We start from the raw sequence: 19,823 nt of genomic DNA, 5'->3' as shown, positions 1-19,823 counted from the left end.
CACGATGGCCGAGCGCGTCGCTGTGATCATCGGAGGAGCCTCTGGAATCGGATGGGCGAGCGCGCAGGCGCTGGCCGCCGACGGGTGCCGCGTCGTCGTGGCGGACCGTGACGGGGAGGCGGCCACCACGCGCGCCGCGGCGCTGGGTGAGCCGCACGCCGCGGCATGGGTCGACGTCGCCGACGAACCCTCTGTGGAACGCCTTTTCGCCGACATCGGCGCCCTCGACATCGCGGTCAACTGCGCAGGCTTCAGCAACATCGGGCTGATCACGGAAATGCCCGCCGAGGATTTCCGCGCCGTGATCGACGTGTGCCTCGTGGGCGCGTTCCTGGTGACCAAGCACGCCGGCCGGCACCTGCGCGAGGGTGGCTCTTTGGTGCAGATCGGTTCGCTCAACGGCCGCCAACCCGCCGCAGGCATGAGCGCCTACTGCGCCGCCAAGGCAGGCCTGTCGATGCTGACCCAGGTGGCCGCACTCGAGATGGGGCCGCGCGGCATCCGCGTCAACGCGGTGGCGCCGGGATTCGTCGACACGCCGCTGACCGCACCGGCGGCCGCGATACCCGGTGTCCTCGGCGACTACGTCGACAACACCGCGCTCGGTCGGGCCGGCACGCCGGAGGATATCGCCAATGCCGTTGTCTACCTGTGCGATCCGCGATCGTCCTGGCTGACGGGCGAGGTGCTCGACATCAACGGCGGGGCGCACCTCAAGCGCTATCCGGACCTGCTCGGCCATGTGATGCGGCTGGTAGAACAGTCACCGTGAGTGACACCGGCCCCGCGGGCTTCAGCATCAGGCAGAAGCGTGCGCTGGCCGTCGCCACCGTGGTGGCCCTCGGGTTCGGGGCGTACTTCCTACGCAGCTATTTCCTGCTGATCGCGGTGGCCGCGGTGCTGGCGTTCCTGTTCAGCCCGCTCTACCGACGGTTGCGGGCGACGATGAACACCGGGCTGTCCGCGACGGTGACGCTGCTGGCCGCCGTCGCCACGGTGATGATCCCGCTGTCCGGCGTGATCGTCCTGGCTGTGCTGCAGATCAGTGAGATGGTCACGAGCATCGGCCGGTGGGCCGACCAGACCGATTTCACCGCCCTGGCACAGCGGCTGCTCGATTCCGCGAACGAGGTGTTGGCGCGCATCCCGTTCGTGAACATGACGCTGACGCAGGATTCGGTGCGCGACGCCGCCACCAAGGTCGGGCAGGGCGCGGGCCAGTTCGCGCTGGACTTCGCGCGCGACTCGGTAGGCGGCATCGCCGCGACCGTCACCGGACTCGTGATCTTCCTGTACGTGTTCCTCGCACTGCTCACCAACGGCGGCAAGGTGGCCGATCTGTTCCGCGACCTCAACCCGCTCGGGCGTGAAGTGTCCGACATCTACCTGGCCAAGATCGGCGCGATGGTGTCGGCAACGGTCAAGGGCCAGTTCGTCATCGCGGTGTGTCAAGGGTTGGCCGGTGCGGTCTCGATCTACGTCGCCGGGCTGCACGACGGGTTCTTCATGTTCCTGATCTTCCTCACCGCGCTGTCGTTCATCCCGCTGGGCAGCGGCGTCGTCACGGTCCCACTCGGTATCGGCTTGGCCATCTTCGGGAACGTGGCCGGCGGCGTGTTCATCGTGGTGTTCCACATTCTGGTGACCACCAGCATCGACAACCTGCTGCGCCCGTTCCTGGTGCCCAAGAGCGCTCACCTGCACCCTGCTCTGATGCTGCTGGCGGTGTTCGCCGGGCTGAAGATGTTCGGTTTCTGGGGCATCGTGCTGGGGCCGGTGCTGATGATCGTCATCGTGACGACGATCAGCGTCTACCTCGCCGTGGACAAGGGGGCTCCGCTGGATTCGATCACCGGCACCCGCGGCGATCCGCCCGACGACGAGAAAGACACGCCGTGGTGGAAGCGGCTGCTGCCGGCCCGGGCGCTCAGGTCAGGCGGGACTTGAGGAACTCGACGACCCGCTTGCGGGCCTCGTAGGCCGGTTGTCCGTCGACCTCGCGAACCTGGTCGGTGAGCACCGAGTGCGCCATCCGGCCGAAGCCGTCCGGGTTGCCCTTCTTGGAATTGATCTCGATCACCTCGAAGGCGTCACCGAGGCGGTTCTTCAATGTGGTGAACCGCTCACCCGGTGACATGGCGTCCTCGCTGAACCGCAGACCCATCACGCACAGGCCCTCGTTTCGGGCGCGGGCTTCGATCGTCGCCATCTCGGATTCGGAGACGCCGGGATCGCGTTTGTGCTTGAGCGTCAACGGAAGCGGCACAGACGGCTGGCTCATCACCGGGGCGAGGACGCTGTCGTCGACGGCTGCCGCGAGCGCGAAGCCGCCGGTGAAACACTGCCCGATGACGCCCACACCCTTGCCGGGAGTCTTGGCGTTGAGGTCACGGGCGAGCGCCCGCAGGTAGTGCGCGACCGGCCGGTCGGCGTTGGTCGTCAACGCCGCGAACTCCTTGGCCACACACCCTTTCAGCAGAACCGGCACCGCGTTGGGCCGCAGCGCGGGCGCGCCGGGGGTACCGAACAGAGAGGGCGCAGCCACGGTGAAGCCGCTGTCCACCAGGTGATTACCGAGCGCGAGCACGCCGGGGTGCAGGCCGGGCATCTCGGGGATCAGCACGACCCCTGGCCCCTCGCCCTTGCGGTAGACGTCGTGGGTGTAGCCGGCGGCGGTGAACGGTTCGGCCACCCAACCGGACAGATCTGCTACTGGGAAGCTCATCACGTCTCCGTTGTCGAGTCAGGTGAGTCGGTCAGGTCGTCTGATCAGGTCTGAGTCAGCGGCTGCTGCGATTGCGTCGCAGCGGCCAGCGTACGGTACTCGTCTGTACCTGCGGCGCCGCGCAGCGCGAGTTGAGCGGGTCCGGTGGGACCGCGGACCTGGGCGGTCCACACCGGCTCGGCGGCCCGGCCGTCCTGCTCGCCGCCCTGGTAAACGACCCACCGGACACCGTCGACGTCCTCGGTGCCCGTCGGCACCAGGTCAGGGCTGAACGAGGCGATGAGCTTGTCCTCGTCGGCATTGCTCTGCGTGAGGCTCAGGTACATGCCGCTCGGCGCGAGGTAGCCGACGGTGGACGCCACCGCACGCTCCGGTTGGCCGGTCTGCGGATCGGTGCGGCCCCCCTCGATACCCTTACGGCTGCCCGAATTGGCCCGCCAGTCGCGCGGCAGCTGCGGCACCCGGATCGGGATCTTCAGCGTGTCCGCGTCGGCCTGCAGAGCGGCCTGGGCGTCGTAGTCGGGGGTGGGGCCTGCGCCCGGACCCGTCGGCGCGAACGAGCACATGCCGAGCACACCTGCCAGCACGACACAGGCCACCACCAGCGGACCGATCGACCAGAACATGTCGCGCCCGTCCTGCAGCAGACGGGACTTGGCGGGCTTGGCGATGGGCACCGCGTACCCGGCCGCGGGGTGTTCGGCGCCCTCACTGCCTGCGGGCTGGCCGGGGTCGGGCGGCGTGGTCATGACTGCCAGTATCCCAGCTCCCGATCGGTGGCCCGCTAATGGGACAATCTGGCCCATGACGCAATCGAGGCGGGAAGCCCCCGACCGCAACCTGGCCCTGGAGCTCGTGCGAGTCACCGAGGCGGGCGCGATGGCGGCGGGCCGCTGGGTCGGTCGCGGCGACAAAGAGGGCGGCGACGGTGCCGCTGTCGACGCGATGCGCGAGTTGGTGAACTCGGTGTCGATGCGCGGGGTGGTCGTCATCGGCGAGGGCGAGAAGGACAACGCCCCGATGCTCTACAACGGCGAAGAGGTCGGCAACGGCGACGGGCCTGATTGCGACTTCGCAGTCGACCCCGTCGACGGCACCACGCTGATGAGCAAGGGCATGCCGAACGCCATCTCCGTGCTCGCCGTGGCCGAGCGCGGAGCGATGTTCGACCCGTCGGCAGTGTTCTACATGCACAAGATCGCGGTCGGCCCCGACGCCGCCGACGTCATCGACATCAACGCGCCGATCGCCGAGAACATCAGGCGCGTCGCGAAGATCAAGAACTCCAGCGTGCGCGACCTGACGGTGTGCATCCTGGACCGCCCGCGCCATCACCAGCTGATGGACGATGTCCGCGAGGCGGGCGCCCGCATCCGGCTGATCTCCGACGGCGACGTCGCAGGCGCGATCGCCGCATGCCGGCCGGGGTCGGGCACCGACATGCTGGTCGGCGTCGGTGGCACCCCGGAGGGCATCATCGCCGCGGCGGCCATCCGCTGCATGGGCGGCGCCATTCAGGCGAAGTTGGCGCCCAAGGACGACGAGGAACGGCAGAAGGCCCTCGACCGCGGCCACGATCTGGACCGGGTCCTGCGGACCGAGGACCTGGTCTCCGGCGAGAACGTCTTCTTCTGCGCGACCGGCGTCACCGACGGCGATCTGCTCAAGGGCGTGCAGTACTACGGCGGCGGCTGCACCACGCAGTCGATCGTGATGCGCTCGAAGTCGGGCACGGTCCGGATGATCGAGGCCTATCACCGGCTGTCCAAGCTCAACGAATACTCGGCGGTCGACTTCACCGGAGACACCTCCGCCGCCTATCCCCTGCCGTAACCACCCATCCCCGACACACACGAACAGGAAGCGAATGAGCGACAACGAGGTCGAGTACCGCATCGAGCACGACACGATGGGCGAGGTCAAGGTGCCCAAGAGCGCGCTGTGGCGGGCCCAGACCCAGCGCGCGGTGGAGAACTTCCCGATTTCGTTCCGACCGCTGGAGCGCACCCAGATCCGCGCGCTCGGGCTCCTCAAAGGTGCCTGCGCACAGGTCAACAAGGACCTGGGCCTGCTGGCGCCGGAGAAGGCCGACGCGATCATCGCCGCCGCGGCAGAGATCGCCGACGGGCAGCACGACGACCAGTTCCCGATCGACGTGTTCCAGACCGGTTCGGGCACCAGCTCGAACATGAACGCCAACGAGGTCATCGCCTCCATCGCGGCGGCGAATGGTGTCACGGTGCACCCGAACGACGATGTCAACATGTCACAGAGCTCCAACGACACCTTCCCCACCGCGACGCACATCGCGGCCACCGAAGCCGCTGTGCGCCATCTCATTCCGGCGCTGGAAGTACTGCACGAGTCGCTCGACGGCAAGGCCCGGCAGTGGCGGACCACGGTCAAGTCGGGCCGCACGCACCTGATGGACGCGGTCCCCGTCACGCTGGGCCAGGAGTTCGGCGGGTACGCCCGTCAGGTCCAGGCCGGTATCGAGCGGGTCAAGGCGACGCTGCCCCGCCTCGGTGAGCTCGCGATCGGCGGAACGGCGGTCGGCACCGGTCTCAACGCCCCCGACGGGTTCGGGGAGAAGGTCGTCGAGGTCCTGGTGGACCAGACGGGTATCGCCGAATTGCGCCCTGCCGTCGACCATTTCGAGGCGCAGGCCGCTCGTGACGGGCTGGTCGAGGCGTCGGGCGCGCTGAAGACCATCGCCGTGTCGCTGACCAAGATCGCCAACGATATCCGCTGGATGGGTTCGGGGCCGCTGACCGGGCTCGGCGAGATCCAGCTGCCCGATCTTCAGCCCGGCAGCTCGATCATGCCCGGAAAGGTGAATCCCGTTCTGCCCGAAGCGGTCACGCAGGTCGCCGCGCAGGTGATCGGCAACGACGCCGCCGTCACCGTCGGCGGTCTCTCCGGCGCGTTCGAGCTGAACGTGTACATCCCGATGATGGCGCGCAACATCCTCGAGTCGTTCACGCTTCTGGCGAACGTGTCGAAGCTGTTCGCCGAGAAGTGCATCGACGGCCTGATCGCGCACGAGGAGCACCTGCGTGAGTTGGCCGAGTCGTCCCCGTCGATCGTGACGCCGCTGAACTCGGCGATCGGCTACGAGGAGGCCGCGAAGGTCGCCAAGCAGGCGCTCAAGGAGAAGAAGACGATCCGTCAGACGGTCATCGACCGCGGCCTGATCGGCGACAAGCTCTCCGAAGAGGAGTTGGACAAGCGTCTCGACGTGCTCAAGATGGCGAAGGTTCGCGACGGAGAGTAGAGCTTCCCCTTGCTCGGCCTCTTCTACGCGCCGTTGTTCGGGCCGCCCGAGTTCTGGTCGGGGATGTCGGTGATCGGGAAGTTCGGCATCGGCGCGGGTGACGGTGTCGCCGGCAGCGGCGGGATCTGATCCGGCGGTAGGTCGACGAGACCGTTGACGGGCGGCCCGTTCTCGCGGCTGCCGTACACGGTGCCGGGCTGGCGCGGTCCGAGCATCCGGCTGACCGTCACCATGTGGTAGCCGTTGGCTTTCAGCACCGGGAGGAACTGCTCGACCAGGTCCACGGTCGAGGAATAGGTGTCGTGCATCAGCACCACCGAATTGGGCTGGATCTGACTCATCAGCAGCGCCCGGGTCGCGGCGGTGTTGGAGTCGTTGGCCCAGTCGAACGGGATGACGTCCCAGTTGATGTCGGCCAGTCCCTGCCGCCCGGCCTCGGCGAGCACGGCGTCGTTGACCAGGCCGCCCGCGGTGCGCGACAACGTCGGTCGCACTCCGGTGGCGGCGACGATCGCGTCCACGCCCTTGCTGAACTGTGCCGGAATGTCCTGCGGCGGGATCGTCGTCATGTTCGGGTGTTCCCAGGTGTGGGTGCCGATCTCCATGCCCGCGTCGGCGATCCGCTTGGCGCCGGCCGGGTTGGCCGCCACCTTGTTGCCGATCAGGAAGAAGGTGGCCTCGGCGTTGTTGGCGCGCAGGATCGACAGCAACCGGTCGGTGAACGGCGACGGCCCGTCGTCGAACGTCAGCGCCACGCACTTGACCTGCGCGCAGTCGACGTCGTCGGCGTTGGCGGGACGCACGTGCCCGGTGAGCCCACCGATCACGAGAACGACCACCGCGGCGGCCGTACCGAGGACGGTCCTGCCATAACGCCAGGTCAAACTGTCGGGACGCCTACGCACGTGGGCAGCCTACCGCGCGATTTCGGCGTGGTCGTGATCGCTGGGCGACGACGACCACGCCGAAATCGCCATCACGGCAGGGCGCCGGGGCTGATCTCCTCGAGCATTTCGGTGACCAGCGCCGCGATCGGGGACCGTTCGCTGCGCAGCAGCGTGATGTGAGCGAACAGCGGGTGTCCCTTGAGCTTCTCGATGACGGCGGCGACGCCGTCGTGCCGGCCGACGCGCAGGTTGTCCCGCTGCGCGACGTCGTGGGTGAGCACCACCCGTGAGCCGCTGCCCAGCCGCGACAGCACCGTGAGCAGCACGTTGCGCTCCAGCGACTGCGCCTCGTCGACGATCACGAACGAGTCGTGCAGCGACCGGCCGCGGATGTGGGTCAGCGGAAGCACCTCGAGCATGCCGCGCGAGAGCACCTCGTCGAGCACCGCCGGGGAGGCCAATCCCTCGAGTGTGTCGAAGACGGCCTGCGCCCAGGGCCCCATCTTGTCGCTCTCACTGCCGGGCAGGTAGCCCAGATCCTGGCCGCCGACGGCGTACAGCGGCCGGAACACCACGACCTTGCGCTGTGTGCGGCGCTCGAGCACCGCTTCCAGGCCGGCACACAGGGCCAGCGCGGATTTGCCGGTGCCTGCCTTGCCGCCGAGTGACACGATGCCGACGGACTCGTCGAGCAGGAGATCGAGGGCTACGCGTTGTTCGGCTGACCTTCCCCGGAGGCCGAACACTTCGCGATCACCACGGACCAGTTGCACCCGCTTGTCGGGGTTGACCCGGCCCAACGCGTGAGAGTTGCTGCCCAGCAACCGAATTCCCGTGTGACACGGCAGGTCGCGAGCGGCCTCGAGATCGATCTCACCCTCGGCGAACAGTGCGTCGACGTCCTCGCCTGCCACCTCGAGCTCCGCCATCCCGGTCCAGCCGGACGTCACGACGTCCTGGGCGTGGTACTCGTCGGCGAGCAGGCCCACGGCGCCGGCCTTGACCCGCAGCGGGATGTCCTTGCTGACCAACGTGACTCGCTTGCCCTCGGCCGCCAGGTTGGCGGCGACCGTCAGGATCCGGGTGTCGTTGTTCTCGGTGCGGAATCCGGACGGCAGCACCGACTGGTCGCTGTGGTTCAGTTCGACGTTGAGCGTTCCACCTTCTGTGCCAATGGGTATCGGCTGATCGAGCCGTCCGTGTTCCAGGCGCAGATCGTCGAACATACGCAATGCCTGGCGGGCGAACCAGCCCAGTTCGTGGTGATGGCGTTTCGCCTCGAGTTCGCTGATCACCACCAGCGGAACCACGACCTCGTGTTCGGCGAACCTCGTGATGGCCCAGGGGTCGGACAACAGGACAGAGGTGTCGAGAACATAGGTCCGGACGGGAGAATCGATCACGTAGCGCTCCTCGAGGCTGCGCGAGTTCGCGGAGCCCCGACGCGAACATCTCGGTGGACGCGGGCGCGGCCGAAAGGACCGGGGCCGGTCCTTTCGTCGAAACGATTCGGACCGCCCGGACAGCAGAGCATGTCGCTAGCCATCGAAAACGACGCTACTCCCGAGCGGGCGTCCGCGCCGGACAGGCGCGCCGCGTAGAAGCGGCTGCCCCGTTACGAGCTGATGAACTCCGAGAGACGCGGCTCGTCGGCCAGGCCCCACGCCGCGATCGAGTCGGCGACGACTTGCCGCAGCGCGGCCTGATCGAAGATGCCGGCCTCGGCGACGGTGGCCACCTTGTCGGTGTAGGCGTCGATGTCGCCACCGACCACGTCCAGGGCCGCAGCCCGGGTGGCGATCGCGTCGACGGTCTCGTCGCGCAGAGAGCTCACGCAGTGCGCGACCAGGTTGCTGAAGAACTCGGCGTGACGTTCCTCGTCGCGCGCGATCTTCTCGACGAGGCCGCGTAGCACCGGCTCGTCGGTCTCGGCGGCCAGGTTGCGGCAGAACACGGCGTGGGCACGCTCCCACATCGCCATGAACGCGAGCGTCTCGATCTGGCTGTAGGTGTTGGCGCGGTAGCCCTTCATCACGTGCTCGACACGCACGTCCTCGTTGGCCGACGGGTCGACCTCGCGGGTGACGACGAGGTAGTTGCGCAGCGCGACGGCGTGCAGGTGCTCCTCGGCGGTCCAGCGACCCAGCCAGCGGCCCCACTTGTCCTCGAGGATGAAGTGTTCGACCAGCTCGCGGTGGTACCCCGCCAGGTTGTCCTTGGTGATCAGCAGGATCTCGACCGCGTCGGTGACCGTCTTGGGCAGCGTCACATCCGAGGGCTCCCAGTCGCGGCCGCCGAGGAATGCGAAGTTCTCGCCCTGGTCGAAGGGCACATAATCGTGGGCGAACCAGGCGTCCTCGGTATCGAGGTGACGTCGCAGCTGCTCCTGGACGACGGGCTCGAGTTCGAGGGTCAGCGCGTTAGCGACAGGTTTCTGTGCCATGCGGTTACAGTAACCCAATTATGTGGGAATCGTAAAATTCCTCGGCCGTGTCGCGGGCCTCGTGTCAGAGGGTCAGACCCGGGTAGAGCGGGTTGGCCTCCAGCAGCTCTGCGGCCGCCGAACGCACCCCGTCCGCGGTGCCCTCAGCCAGCGTGTACTTGGCTTTCGACGGCCCGTTCGGTCCCGCGGCCGGCTGGGTGTTGGACAGCACTTCGACGACCAGCTCGGCCACCCGGTCGAACTCGTCGGCGCCGAACCCGCGGGTGGTCAGCGCGGGGGTGCCGAAGCGGATACCGCTGGTGTACCAGGCGCCGTTGGGGTCGGCCGGGATCGCATTGCGGTTGGTGACGATGCCGGAGTCCAGCAGCGCCGATTCGGCCTGCCGGCCCGTCAGCCCGAACGACGTGACGTCGAGCAGCACCAGGTGATTGTCGGTGCCGCCGGTGACCAGCGCGGCGTCCCGCTTGACGAAGCCGTCCGCCAGCGACTGCGCGTTGTCGGCGACGGCCTGGGCGTAGGTGCGGAACTCCGGCTGGCGGGCCTCGGCCAGCGCGACGGCCTTGGCGGCCATCACGTGCGAGAGCGGGCCGCCCAGCACCATCGGGCAGCCCTTGTCGACCGCCGGCGCGTACTCCTCGGTGGCCAGCACCAGACCGCCACGCGGGCCGCGCAGCGACTTGTGCGTCGTCGTCGTCACCACGTGCGCGTGTGGCACGGGATCCTCGTCGCCGGTGAACACCTTGCCCGCCACCAGACCGGCGAAGTGCGCCATGTCGACCATGAACGTCGCGCCCACCTCGTCGGCGATCTCGCGCATCTTGGCGAAGTTCACGCGGCGCGGGTAGGCCGAGTACCCGGCGACCAGGATCAGCGGCTTGAACTCGCGCACGGCCGCGGCCACGGCGTCGTAGTCGATGAAGCCCGTCTCGGGGTTGGTGCCGTACTGGCGCTGGTGGAACATCTTGCCCGAGATGTTCGGCCGGAAGCCGTGGGTGAGGTGTCCGCCGGTGTCCAGCGACATGCCCATCAGCTTCTGATTGCCCAGCTTGGCGCGCAGCGTCTCCCAGTCCGCTTCCGACAGGTCGTTGATGTGCTTGGCACCGATGTCGGCCAGGCCCGGGGTCTCGACCCGGGTGGCCAGGATCGCCCAGTAGGCCACCAGGTTGGCGTCGATGCCCGAATGCGGCTGGGCATAGGCGTAGGACGCCCCGAACAGTTCGCGCGCGTGCTCGGCGGCGAGCGCCTCGACGGTGTCGACGTTCTGGCATGCCGCGTAGAAGCGGTGCCCGACGGTGCCCTCGGCGTACTTGTCGGAGAACCAGGTGCCCATCGTCAGCAGCACGGCCGGCGAGGCGTAGTTCTCGCTGGCGATCAGCTTCAGCGAATGGCGTTGATCGTCGAGCTCTTTGCGGGTGGCCTCGGCGATGCGCGGTTCCACGCTCTCGATCACCCGAAGAGCGGCGCGGTAGGCCTCGCTCGCGGTGTCGGCGTATTCGATGCCCTGACCTTTGGCGGAGGTGGCAGTCATGCCGTCGAGCCTAGCCCGCGACCAGCCCGGCCGAGAAACCCACCGAGACCGACCGAGTGTGCGATCCGTGACGCTTGACCCGGCGTGTTGCGGATGAAACCGCACACCCGGCGGCGGCTCAGGCGGCCCGCAGCGACGACGGGATCAGCGGCTCGTCGAGCAGCGTGGTGAACCGCTGGGTCAACGTGACGCCGTCGGGCCGGTCGTCGAGCCAGCCACGTAGCAGCCGGTAGCCCTCGACGTAGGTGCTGGTGTAGGCCCGCCACAGCGGCGAGGACAGGAACCGCAACATCTGGCGGGCGCGGTTGTCGTCGACCAGCAACCAGCGCTTCAGGAACGCCACCACGTCGTCGACGTCGCGGTGCTCATCGTGCAGCATCAGTGCGGCGTCCTGGCGGACATCGGCTAGCGCGGCCGTCGCCTCCGAGATCGTCTCGGCTCGCGCGCCGTCGAACCGCAGGCCCAGGTCGGCATAGATCTCGGCGGCCCAGGTCCCCCACCCCGGCCCGACGGCGGCGTGGAGCGCGAGGTCGGCCAGGCCCTCGGCCATCAGGCACTGCGGCGTGTTGACCAGGAAGATCGTCTGCTCGGCCTGACCTTTGCCCTCGACGAGCCCGGCTTCTTTGCGGCAGTGCTCGGTGTGGTGGCCGGGGTAGGACTCGTGGGCGACCAGCCGCGGCAGGTTCGCCATCTGCTGCTTGAGGTCGGCGTTGACGGCGACCGTGGACCGGTAGTCGCCGAGGTAGTAGTTGAATCCCGACCACGGTTTGTCGGTGACCACCTCGTAGGTAATGGTCTCGCGCTCCGGCAGAGGGAACGTCGCGCGGACCCGGTCACGCAGGGCGCTGGAGAACGCGTGGATGGCTTCTTCCAGACGAGCCGGCGGAATCTCCTCGGCCGCGCGGTGGGCGGAGATCCGGTCGGCCAGCGGGCCGGTGCCTCCGAGCGCGTCGCCGAGCTTGGCGTGCGCCTCCCGGTAGCGCTCGGGATCGCCCTTGCTGATGCGGACGTCGAAGTATGCCTCGACCTCGTCGACGAACCCCACCTTCTCGCCTGCGAACGTGCGGGCCGCGCACTCGAGGGCGCGCAGGTGTGCACCGACGAACGCGGCACGATCGGCGTCGAGGCCGGCGGGTAGTTCGCCGAGCAACCGTCGGGCGTCGCGCGCGAGGTCGGCGGGGTCGGGTGCGGGTTCGTCGGCGACCGCGCGACGCAGTGCGGGGTCGCCGGTGAACGAGTCGACGTAGCCCTCTTCGATGCGGTCGAAGCGCAGCCCCAGCATCAGGTAGTCGCGCACCAGAGACTCAGAACCAGTACCGGCGTCCATGGTCACCACGCTAACTGCAAGACTGTGCCCATGGCTCGGCTGAGCGAACCCAGCCCCTATGTGGAGTTCGACCGACGTCAGTGGCGAGCACTGCGGATGTCGACGCCGCTGAAGCTGACCGAGGACGAACTGGTCCGGTTGCGGGGTATCGGCGAGAAGATCGACCTGCTCGAGGTCGAGGAGGTCTACCTCCCGCTGGCGCGATTGATCCACCTGCAGGTGGCGGCGCGCCAAACGCTGTTCTCCACCACCGCCGACTTCCTCGGGGAACCGCAACAGAATCCGGACCGACCGGTGCCGTTCGTCATCGGGGTGGCCGGCAGCGTCGCGGTCGGCAAATCGACCACCGCGCGCGTGCTGCAGGCACTGCTCGCCCGCTGGGAGCACCACCCCCGGGTGGATCTGGTGACCACCGACGGCTTCCTCTACCCCAACGCCGAGCTGTCTCGACGTAATCTCATGCATCGCAAGGGTTTTCCCGAGTCATACGATCGCCGCGCGCTGATGCGCTTCGTCACCGCGGTCAAATCGGGTGTCGACGCTGCGTGCGCCCCGGTGTACTCGCACCTGCTCTACGACATCGTGCCGAGCGAGAAGCAGATCATCGCGCACCCGGACATCCTCATCCTGGAGGGTCTCAACGTCCTGCAGACCGGGCCTGCGCTGATGGTGTCGGACCTCTTCGATTTCTCTGTCTACGTCGACGCGCGCATCGAGGACATCGAGGAGTGGTACATCTCGCGGTTCCTGTCGATGCGGGCCGGGGCGTTCGCCGACCCGGCCTCGCACTTCCACCACTACTCCACGTTGACCGACGAGCAGGCCGTCTTCGCCGCCCGCGACATCTGGCATTCGATCAACCGCCCCAACCTGATCGACAACATCCTGCCGACGCGCCCGCGCGCCACGCTGGTGCTGCGCAAGGACTCCGATCACTCGATCAACCGGCTGCGGCTGCGCAAGCTCTAGTCGCGAGCGCTGATGCGGCGCACGCCCTGGAACTGCAGCTCGGCCATCACCAACGTGTAGACGCCGGTCCCGAGGAACAGCGCCACCCCGGTGGTGGTCAGGGGCAACACCTCGGCCAGCACGATGCAGACCGTGGCGACGCTGAACAGCAGATTGCCGGCGGCCAGCACCACACCGGCCGTGCGGATCCGCGGCCGTGACGCGAACACCAGCACCACGAGGGCGAACGCGACGAACGACGCACCCGTCGCGTACTCGATCGCGGGCGTCGTCCCCGACAGCCGGGCGACCGTCGGGGCGAGCGCCAGCAGTGCGACTCCGCTGAGGCCGCTGCACACGGCGTCGGCGCGCATCGCAAAACGCAGCAGCAAGTCGCTCGCCGCGCCGACGCGGGAGGACACAGTGCCGAGGCGGGAGGACACAGCGCCGAGGCGGGAGGACACAGTGCCGAGTCGGGAGAAAACGGTGCCGGTCATGAGTGATTCCTTTCAGTAGGACCGGTACCGGAGCCGACGCCGTAACCTCTTCCGACGGCGACTCCGGTCCCAGCCATGACGGGGTCACGCCAGGTGGCGCACCCCGAGGTACTGCAGCCACGACAGGCCGATGGTGGCCGCCGTGAACGTCAGCACGAGAGCGGTGCCTGCACCGGTCAGCGCCATCGCACCGGTCACGAGGACGGTGACGACCGCGGCGACGAACAGCGCGTTACCGACCAGGACCGCGACGCCCACATGCCGGATGCTGCCCAGCCGTGCGGCGCTGTACAGCAGCGCGCCGTATCCGACCAACGCGGCGCCGGCGAGCCACCCGACCGTTGCGCTCACCCCTGTCAGCCGGCCGAGCGGATCAGCTGCCATCGCGGCGAAGAGGCCGACCCCGCCGCAGAGTGTGGCGTCGGCGCGCAGGGCGAAGCGCAACAGCTGGTCGTCGGGGCGGCTCGCCCCGGCGGCGCGGTGGGTGATGGCGGTCATGGCACTGACGGTGCGCCGATGTCGGTGCCAGATCGACACCGAATGCTGCCAAGTGCTGCCAACCGCAGGTCAGCGCACGTCGACGAGGCTGCTCTTGAGGTCGGTGGCGATGACGCGCGCGGCGGCGTTCTGCCAGTTGTGCAGGGAGCGCTGCGGTACCTCGGTGGCAAGCCACTGCCACGCGCGGCGCGCCACCGGGTCCAGACCGGCGGCGGTCGCGTTCTGCGCGTAGGCGCGGACGCCGACGACGTACGGGAAATAGAGGGCGTTGTAGTGCCGCCACGCCTCGGTGGTGCCGAAGTCGTTGCCGTCGCGGGGTTTCAGGCCGGCGATGCGCTCGGCCAGCAGCGCACGCAGTTCGTTGGCGCGTTCCAGCGGGTGACCGGGCGCCCCGCGCCGGGCGAGCCGCTCGTCGATGATCGGCAGCGCGGTCAGCGGGCTCGCGACGAGCTTGGACAAGTCGGCGTAGTGGCCGAGGGCGCGGCGGGTGACGCGGACGAACGTCTCGTCGTCCATGTCGTCGAGGGGGCCGGCCGCACGCCGCGGCAGCGCCGCCTCGGTGCTGCGCAGCGCCGCGCGCTCGGCGCTCAGCGCGGGGGTCCGCGAGAACGCGAGCCGGTCCAGCAGTCCCGCGAGCGGGTCGGCCAGCACGTTGACGGTGATCGCGATCGCGAGGCTGGTGAACAGCAGCACGACCAGCGTGACGCCCGGCCCGGAGGCGGCCACGCCGAGCAGCACCTGGCCGCCGAACAGCACCGCGACCGCCGCGGTGCCCAGCGCCGAGCGCAGCATGTCCTTGCGCAGCGCCTGGCCCTCGTCGAAGGCGTCGCCCAGAGCTACCGCCATGCCGAGCAAGGCGACGTCGACGCCGGTCGAGGCGAGCGCGAGCCAGCTGGGGACCAGACCGAGCGGGATGACGAGGATCGCGTTGCCGAGTGCGAAGAACAGCGTGGCGACGACGACGAACCCGACGACGGGCCGAGGCTGGTGGCGGCGCAGGACTGCGGCCAGCAGCGCGCCGACGGCAGGAACTGAGACCGCGGCGAACAGCACCCAGTGACCGAGCCGCAGCGGCCCCTCGACGTCGCCGGCCATCGCGGCTCCGATCACGGCGACGACGGCTGCCGCGGCGACGAGCGCGGCCTCGCGGGCGCGACCGCGTGCGCAGTCCCGCGGGCGTGACATCTCCAGCAGCACCGCGAACCAGGCCACCCCCGGCACCGCGACGAGGTACACCTCGAGCCGGCCGAGCGCGTCGACACCGGCGCCTACGCGCACGGCGTCTAGCGCGACGACGGCCGCGAAGCCGGTCAGACCCACCGCGGCGAGCACCAGCACCGGTTTGCGCGGGTCACGGGCCAGCAGATAGAGGCCCAGCCACCAGCTCAGCGCGAACACCGCGGCGGACAGGCCGAGCATCACGGCGCCCTAGCGTCCGTAGCGCCGATGCCTGGCGCTGTAGTCGCGCAGCGCCCGCAGGAAGTCGACCCGCCGGAATTCCGGCCAGTAGGCCTCGGTGAACCACATCTCCGAGTAGGCGCTCTGCCACAGCAGGAACCCCGAGAGCCGTTGCTCACCCGAGGTTCGGATCACCAGATCGGGGTCGGGCTGGCCCGAGGTGTAGAGGTTCTCCGAGATCGCTTCTGCGGTCACGGCTTCGATCAGCTGGTCCCCCGTGGCGCCGTTGGCCAGCTCCTTGCTCAACAGGGCGCGGACCGCGTCGACGATCTCCTGACGGCCGCCGTACCCGACGGCGACGTTGACATGAAAGTGGCCACCGTTGCCGTCGGTCGACTGCACCGCCTCGCGCAGCCGGCGGGCGGGCTCCTGGCCGATCAGCTCGAGATCGCCGACCGTGCGGACACTCCACTGATTGGCCGGCGCGCAGATCTCTTCGACGACGTCGGTGATGATGTCGATCAGCGCTGCCAACTCGTCGGCGTCGCGCTGCAGGTTCTCGGTGGACAGCAGGTAGACCGTGGCCATCTCGATGCCGGCTTCGGCGCACCAGCGCAGCATCTCGGCGATCCGCTGCGCGCCCGCGCGGTAGCCGAACGCGACGTCGTCGTGGCCGAGCTCACGGGCCCACCGCCGGTTGCCGTCGCACAGCACGGCGATATGGCGCGGGAGCTCGGATTTCTGCCGGGACAGCTCCTGTCGCAGCCGCAACTCGTAGAGCCGGTAGGCCGGTTCCTTGAGCCGCCGCGGAATGAGGTCCACGATGATCCAGACTACTGTGACCGATGGATTGTCCACGCCAGTCAGCGGAGGTGAAATGCCGACATCTCTGGAGCCTTGGTACACCGCCGACACGCCACGGGAACCCGAGGATCTGCCCGAGGCCGTCGCAGAAGGTGTCGCCCAATTCCTGGGCAAGCCGCGGCTACGCGGATGGATCCACGTCTACTCCGCGGTGATCGCGGTCATCTGCGGAGCCACGCTGGTCGCGGTGTCGTGGTCGATGAAGTCGACCCAGGCGGGAGTCGCGACGCTCGTCTACACGCTGACGATCGTCGCGATGTTCACGGTCAGCGGGACCTACCACCGGGTGAACTGGACGTCGAAGACCGCGCGCACGTGGATGAAACGTGCCGACCACTCGATGATCTTCGTGTTCATCGCGGGCAGCTACACGCCGTTCGCTGTGCTGGCGCTGCCCCAGCACAGCGGTGAGGTGCTGCTGTGGATCGTGTGGAGTGGCGCTCTGGCCGGGGTGCTGCTGAAGATGTTCTGGCCGTCGGCGCCGCGGTGGGTGGGGACGCCGCTCTACATCCTGTTGGGCTGGGTGGCCGCGTGGTTCATCGGGCCGATTCTGCAGGGCGCCGGGGTGGCAGCGGTGGTGCTGCTGATCGTCGGCGGCGCGCTCTACAGCATCGGCGGTGTGCTCTATGCGCTGAAGTGGCCGAACCCGTGGCCCACGACGTTCGGCCATCACGAGTTCTTCCACGCCTGCACGGCCGTCGCGGCGATCTGCCACTACGTCGCGATGTGGTTCGCCGTCTTCTCCGGCTGAGAACATCGCCCCCTACAGCGGAGTGATGTTCTCCTGGCTCCAGTAGGCCTTCATCGACGTGATCTTGCCGTCGCCGTCGAACACCATGACCTCGATGGGTTCGATGCGCATCGCGCCGCCGACGTTGATCGCGAACATGAACGCGGCCTCGTGCCCACCGGCGCGGAACGTCAGCAGCTCGGTGGTGATGTCGTGATCGCCTTCCATTCCCTTGTAGAACCCGGCGATGGCCTGTCGGCCGATGTGCACTTCCCCGCACCCGACCGGGTCTTCCAGAGTGGCGTCCTCGGCGTAGAGCGCGGCGACGTCCTCGGCAGTGCCGGTGGCGACCGTGTCGAGGTAGCGCTGGACGAAACCGTGCAGGACATCGGGCTCGAAGCTCATGAGCCGCAACGCTACACGGACGGCTTCAGCGTGGCAGCGAGTTCGCCGGCCGTGCGAATCGGCAGATCGCACACCCGCCCGCGACACACGTAGGCAGCATCCTCGGGGTCGTCGATGCCGCCCATCTGCGGCCGGTCCCTCAGCAGTTCCGACGTATCGACCGGCCCGCCCACGACGATCGCTCCCCCTGGCGCCAGCGCGCGGGCGGCCCGCAGCAGATCCGACGTCGCCGGGTCGACGCACGACACCGCGATCTGGATCGGACCACGCACCGCCGCCTCGGCGACCGCGAGCCAGTGTCCGGCCGACCGGGGCGCCCGCGCCAGCAGCGGCGCGGCCGTCGCGAGCGTGGTGTCGAACGCGTCGCCGTAGCGGTTCGCCCTGTCGGCGGGAGCGAGGTGCGCGGCCAACATCAGCGCCTCCGCCATCGACGACGCCCCCGACGGCGTAGCCCCGTCGAACGGATCGGCGGGCCTCATCAGCAACTGCTCTGCGTCGTCGGCGACGTCGTAGAAGCGGCCCGGGCGGTCTGGATCGGCGAACTGGTCCAGCGCGACGTCGAGCATTTCGGTGGCGGCGTCGAGCCAGCGTTGCGCCCCGCTGACCTGGTGCAGCGTGAGCAGGCCGGTGGCGAGGGCCGCGTGGTCGTCGAGGATGGCCGCGCTGGGGCCGACGACACCACCGAGGCTGGTGCGGCGCAGCCGGCCGTCGCGCACGTGCAAATCCAGCAGGGCGTCCGCGCAGGACGCGGCCGCGTCGATCAGCTCGGGTTCGGCCAGCGCGACGCCCGCCTCGCACAGTGCCGTGATAGCCAGCCCGTTCCACGCGGTGACGACCTTGTCGTCACGCTCGGGTTGCGGCCTTTCAGCGCGCACCGCGCGCAAGGTCTTCCGCACGGCATCGAACCGCGCCGCATCGGTCGGCTCCGCGCGCAGCTGCAGCACCGACGCACCGTCCTCGAAGGTGCCGTCGTCGGTCACGACGAAAAGCGCTGCGGCCCAGTCCGAGTCGTCACCGAGTGCGTCGCGCAGCTGCGCGGGAGTCCACACATACGTCGATCCCTCCCGTCCCGCGGCGTCGGCATCCAGCGACGAGACGAACAGGCCATCGCGGCGCAGATTCTCGAGCATGAACATCGCGGTCTCGCGAGTCACCCTGCGCGCCAGAGGATCACCGGAGAGCCGCGCCCAGTGCGCATAGACCCGCAGCAGCAACGCGTTGTCGTAGAGCATCTTCTCGAAATGCGGCACCACCCACGCCTCGTCCACGCTGTAGCGGGCGAAGCCGCCGGCGAGCTGGTCGTAGAGGCCGCCGCGCGCCATCGCCTCACACGCGCGGGCCACCGTTGCCGGCGCCGCGTCCGTGCCGGTGCGTTCGTGGTGGCGGAGCAGCGCTTCCAGCAGAACCGACGGCGGGAATTTCGGCGCCCCACCGAACCCGCCGTGCGCCGTGTCCTCGTCGGCGAGCACCGCCTCGACCGCGCCGTCGCACAGCTCCGCGGTCACCGGGGAGCCCCCGGGCAGGCCGGTGGTCATCGTCTGCAGTTCGCCGGTGATGTGCTGCGACGCCTGCTCCACCTCGGCGCGCCGATGACGCCATGTCTCACTCACAGCCGAGAGCAACTGCAGGAACGTCGTTTTCGGGTAATAGGTGCCGCAGAAGAACGGTTGGCCGTCGGGGGTCAGGAAGCACGTCATCGGCCAACCGGCCTGCCCGGTGAGGGCCACCGTGGCGGCCATGTACACCGCGTCGAGATCGGGGCGCTCCTCGCGGTCCACCTTGATACAGACGAATCCGGCGTTGGCCACCGCGGCCACCTCGTCGTCAGCGAACGACTCGTGGGCCATCACGTGGCACCAGTGGCACGCCGCGTATCCGATCGACAGCAGGATGGGCACATCGCGGGCGGCGGCCTCGGCAAGCGCCTCGGCACTCCACTGCCGCCAGTGCACCGGATTGTCGGCGTGCTGGCGCAGATAGGGGCTCAGCGCCGCCCCGAGGGTGTTACGGCCCGGCGTCGGGCTCACGACGCGCCACCGGATCGGCCGGGTTGCCCGCGGCCAGGTCGGGATCGGCGTCCGGGGCACCCGTGTCGACACCACCCTCGGTGCCGTCGGCGTCGGTGTCGAACGAGGCCGGCACCTTCTTCAGATGCCGATTCATCGACCACACCAGCCCGAAGACGGCGATCAGCAGCAGCACGATCACGATGAGGCCGAACGGACTCGCTTTACCGAAGTCGGGTCCGCTCTGCTGCGGCGGGTTCTGGGCCAGGATGTCGACGGCCAGCGCGGTCATC

The 19,823-nt window shown here is 68.8% G+C and carries 20 protein-coding genes; 6 read left to right on the top strand and 14 right to left on the bottom strand.

Annotated features, from left to right (window positions below; genetic code table 11):
• The first annotated feature begins 4 nt into the window (after window positions 1–4).
• Both ACZYYX_RS15700 and ACZYYX_RS15695 read left to right on the top strand, forming a co-directional pair.
• Window positions 5–772, top strand: a complete 768-nt coding sequence (locus ACZYYX_RS15700; RefSeq protein ID WP_463815447.1) for an SDR family NAD(P)-dependent oxidoreductase — start codon at window positions 5–7, stop codon at window positions 770–772.
• Entirely contained in the window at window positions 769–1,947 is a 1,179-nt protein-coding gene (locus tag ACZYYX_RS15695) for an AI-2E family transporter (RefSeq protein WP_463815446.1), read from the top strand. Before ACZYYX_RS15700 ends, ACZYYX_RS15695 begins: the two co-directional genes overlap by 4 nt.
• Here ACZYYX_RS15695 and ACZYYX_RS15690 read toward each other — a convergent pair.
• Both ACZYYX_RS15690 and ACZYYX_RS15685 read right to left on the bottom strand, forming a co-directional pair.
• The gene (locus ACZYYX_RS15690; protein ID WP_463815445.1) at window positions 1,928–2,725 is read right to left on the bottom strand and encodes a dienelactone hydrolase family protein; all 798 of its coding nucleotides are present in this window, start codon (window positions 2,723–2,725) and stop codon (window positions 1,928–1,930) included. The two genes, ACZYYX_RS15695 and ACZYYX_RS15690, sit on opposite strands and share 20 nt — an antisense overlap.
• A gap of 44 nt (window positions 2,726–2,769) precedes the next feature.
• Window positions 2,770–3,474 (bottom strand): DUF4245 domain-containing protein, encoded by a 705-nt coding sequence (locus tag ACZYYX_RS15685; RefSeq protein ID WP_463815444.1) that lies wholly within the window; start codon window positions 3,472–3,474, stop codon window positions 2,770–2,772.
• A gap of 55 nt (window positions 3,475–3,529) precedes the next feature.
• Here ACZYYX_RS15685 and glpX point away from each other — a divergent pair, with 55 nt between their 5' ends.
• Window positions 3,530–4,558 (top strand): class II fructose-bisphosphatase, encoded by a 1,029-nt coding sequence (glpX, locus tag ACZYYX_RS15680; RefSeq protein WP_463815443.1) that lies wholly within the window; start codon window positions 3,530–3,532, stop codon window positions 4,556–4,558.
• Window positions 4,559–4,592: 34 nt separating this feature from the next.
• On the top strand, window positions 4,593–5,999 hold the full coding sequence (locus ACZYYX_RS15675) for a class II fumarate hydratase (protein ID WP_463815442.1): 1,407 nt from the start codon (window positions 4,593–4,595) through the stop codon (window positions 5,997–5,999).
• Between the two features lie 23 nt (window positions 6,000–6,022).
• Here ACZYYX_RS15675 and ACZYYX_RS15670 read toward each other — a convergent pair whose 3' ends face one another.
• The 5 genes from ACZYYX_RS15670 to ACZYYX_RS15650 all read right to left on the bottom strand — a co-directional run bounded on the left by ACZYYX_RS15670 (window position 6,023) and on the right by ACZYYX_RS15650 (window position 12,184).
• Window positions 6,023–6,904, bottom strand: a complete 882-nt coding sequence (locus ACZYYX_RS15670) for a polysaccharide deacetylase family protein (RefSeq protein ID WP_463815441.1) — start codon at window positions 6,902–6,904, stop codon at window positions 6,023–6,025.
• Window positions 6,905–6,975: 71 nt separating this feature from the next.
• Window positions 6,976–8,289 (bottom strand): PhoH family protein, encoded by a 1,314-nt coding sequence (locus tag ACZYYX_RS15665; protein ID WP_463815440.1) that lies wholly within the window; start codon window positions 8,287–8,289, stop codon window positions 6,976–6,978.
• A gap of 212 nt (window positions 8,290–8,501) precedes the next feature.
• On the bottom strand, window positions 8,502–9,329 hold the full coding sequence (locus tag ACZYYX_RS15660; RefSeq protein WP_463815438.1) for an acyl-ACP desaturase: 828 nt from the start codon (window positions 9,327–9,329) through the stop codon (window positions 8,502–8,504).
• Window positions 9,330–9,393: 64 nt separating this feature from the next.
• Entirely contained in the window at window positions 9,394–10,857 is a 1,464-nt protein-coding gene (locus tag ACZYYX_RS15655; RefSeq protein WP_463815437.1) for a glycine hydroxymethyltransferase, read from the bottom strand.
• Between the two features lie 118 nt (window positions 10,858–10,975).
• Complete coding sequence (locus ACZYYX_RS15650) at window positions 10,976–12,184, bottom strand: DUF885 domain-containing protein (protein WP_463815436.1); 1,209 nt, start codon at window positions 12,182–12,184, stop codon at window positions 10,976–10,978.
• Window positions 12,185–12,214: 30 nt separating this feature from the next.
• On the opposite strand from ACZYYX_RS15650, the gene coaA reads away from it, so the two are divergent.
• Window positions 12,215–13,153, top strand: coding sequence for a type I pantothenate kinase (gene coaA, locus ACZYYX_RS15645; RefSeq protein WP_463815435.1), 939 nt, complete (start codon window positions 12,215–12,217; stop codon window positions 13,151–13,153).
• Here coaA and ACZYYX_RS15640 read toward each other — a convergent pair.
• The 4 genes from ACZYYX_RS15640 to ACZYYX_RS15625 form a co-directional block, all read right to left on the bottom strand.
• Window positions 13,150–13,629 carry a hypothetical protein gene (locus tag ACZYYX_RS15640; RefSeq protein ID WP_463815434.1) on the bottom strand — a complete coding sequence of 160 codons (480 nt, stop codon included), beginning with the start codon at window positions 13,627–13,629 and terminating at the stop codon, window positions 13,150–13,152. The two genes, coaA and ACZYYX_RS15640, sit on opposite strands and share 4 nt — an antisense overlap.
• Window positions 13,630–13,713: 84 nt before the next feature.
• Window positions 13,714–14,127 carry a hypothetical protein gene (locus tag ACZYYX_RS15635; RefSeq protein ID WP_463815433.1) on the bottom strand — a complete coding sequence of 138 codons (414 nt, stop codon included), beginning with the start codon at window positions 14,125–14,127 and terminating at the stop codon, window positions 13,714–13,716.
• A 69-nt stretch (window positions 14,128–14,196) separates the two neighbouring features.
• Window positions 14,197–15,546 carry a hypothetical protein gene (locus tag ACZYYX_RS15630; protein ID WP_463815432.1) on the bottom strand — a complete coding sequence of 450 codons (1,350 nt, stop codon included), beginning with the start codon at window positions 15,544–15,546 and terminating at the stop codon, window positions 14,197–14,199.
• A gap of 9 nt (window positions 15,547–15,555) precedes the next feature.
• Entirely contained in the window at window positions 15,556–16,347 is a 792-nt protein-coding gene (locus ACZYYX_RS15625) for a (2Z,6E)-farnesyl diphosphate synthase (protein WP_463815431.1), read from the bottom strand.
• A gap of 55 nt (window positions 16,348–16,402) precedes the next feature.
• On the opposite strand from ACZYYX_RS15625, the gene trhA reads away from it, so the two are divergent.
• Window positions 16,403–17,140, top strand: coding sequence for a PAQR family membrane homeostasis protein TrhA (gene trhA / locus ACZYYX_RS15620; RefSeq protein ID WP_463815430.1), 738 nt, complete (start codon window positions 16,403–16,405; stop codon window positions 17,138–17,140).
• Window positions 17,141–17,152: 12 nt separating this feature from the next.
• Here the strand turns inward: trhA and ACZYYX_RS15615 are convergent, their stop codons facing one another.
• From ACZYYX_RS15615 to ACZYYX_RS15605, 3 genes are read right to left on the bottom strand one after another with little or no spacing between them, the layout of a single operon-like run.
• The gene (locus tag ACZYYX_RS15615; protein ID WP_463815428.1) at window positions 17,153–17,524 is read right to left on the bottom strand and encodes a nuclear transport factor 2 family protein; all 372 of its coding nucleotides are present in this window, start codon (window positions 17,522–17,524) and stop codon (window positions 17,153–17,155) included.
• A gap of 11 nt (window positions 17,525–17,535) precedes the next feature.
• Window positions 17,536–19,551, bottom strand: a complete 2,016-nt coding sequence (locus ACZYYX_RS15610) for a thioredoxin domain-containing protein (protein WP_463815427.1) — start codon at window positions 19,549–19,551, stop codon at window positions 17,536–17,538.
• Window positions 19,529–19,822 carry a hypothetical protein gene (locus ACZYYX_RS15605; protein ID WP_463815817.1) on the bottom strand — a complete coding sequence of 98 codons (294 nt, stop codon included), beginning with the start codon at window positions 19,820–19,822 and terminating at the stop codon, window positions 19,529–19,531. The genes ACZYYX_RS15610 and ACZYYX_RS15605 overlap by 23 nt, the downstream gene beginning before the upstream one ends.
• Window position 19,823 lies beyond the last annotated feature (1 nt).

It is taken from the genome of Mycobacterium sp. IDUB_1 (assembly GCF_055419625.1).
The sequence above is the reverse complement of the archived record's forward strand: the minus strand, read 5'-3'. Positions and strand labels throughout refer to the sequence as shown.

Excerpts from the sequence above, each read along its gene's own strand:
- ACZYYX_RS15675 (WP_463815442.1), top strand. The coding sequence starts at position 4,593 with ATGAGCGACAACGAGGTCGAGTACCGCATCGAGCACGACACGATGGGC.
- ACZYYX_RS15615 (WP_463815428.1), bottom strand. The coding sequence starts at position 17,524 with ATGAGCTTCGAGCCCGATGTCCTGCACGGTTTCGTCCAGCGCTACCTC.
- ACZYYX_RS15690 (WP_463815445.1), bottom strand. The coding sequence starts at position 2,725 with ATGAGCTTCCCAGTAGCAGATCTGTCCGGTTGGGTGGCCGAACCGTTC.
- ACZYYX_RS15630 (WP_463815432.1), bottom strand. The coding sequence starts at position 15,546 with ATGCTCGGCCTGTCCGCCGCGGTGTTCGCGCTGAGCTGGTGGCTGGGC.
- glpX (WP_463815443.1), top strand. The coding sequence starts at position 3,530 with ATGACGCAATCGAGGCGGGAAGCCCCCGACCGCAACCTGGCCCTGGAG.
- ACZYYX_RS15655 (WP_463815437.1), bottom strand. The coding sequence starts at position 10,857 with ATGACTGCCACCTCCGCCAAAGGTCAGGGCATCGAATACGCCGACACC.
- ACZYYX_RS15650 (WP_463815436.1), bottom strand. The coding sequence starts at position 12,184 with ATGGACGCCGGTACTGGTTCTGAGTCTCTGGTGCGCGACTACCTGATG.
- ACZYYX_RS15700 (WP_463815447.1), top strand. The coding sequence starts at position 5 with ATGGCCGAGCGCGTCGCTGTGATCATCGGAGGAGCCTCTGGAATCGGA.
- trhA (WP_463815430.1), top strand. The coding sequence starts at position 16,403 with ATGCCGACATCTCTGGAGCCTTGGTACACCGCCGACACGCCACGGGAA.
- ACZYYX_RS15685 (WP_463815444.1), bottom strand. The coding sequence starts at position 3,474 with ATGACCACGCCGCCCGACCCCGGCCAGCCCGCAGGCAGTGAGGGCGCC.
- ACZYYX_RS15660 (WP_463815438.1), bottom strand. The coding sequence starts at position 9,329 with ATGGCACAGAAACCTGTCGCTAACGCGCTGACCCTCGAACTCGAGCCC.
- ACZYYX_RS15640 (WP_463815434.1), bottom strand. The coding sequence starts at position 13,629 with ATGACCGGCACCGTTTTCTCCCGACTCGGCACTGTGTCCTCCCGCCTC.
- ACZYYX_RS15605 (WP_463815817.1), bottom strand. The coding sequence starts at position 19,822 with ATGACCGCGCTGGCCGTCGACATCCTGGCCCAGAACCCGCCGCAGCAG.
- coaA (WP_463815435.1), top strand. The coding sequence starts at position 12,215 with ATGGCTCGGCTGAGCGAACCCAGCCCCTATGTGGAGTTCGACCGACGT.
- ACZYYX_RS15635 (WP_463815433.1), bottom strand. The coding sequence starts at position 14,127 with ATGACCGCCATCACCCACCGCGCCGCCGGGGCGAGCCGCCCCGACGAC.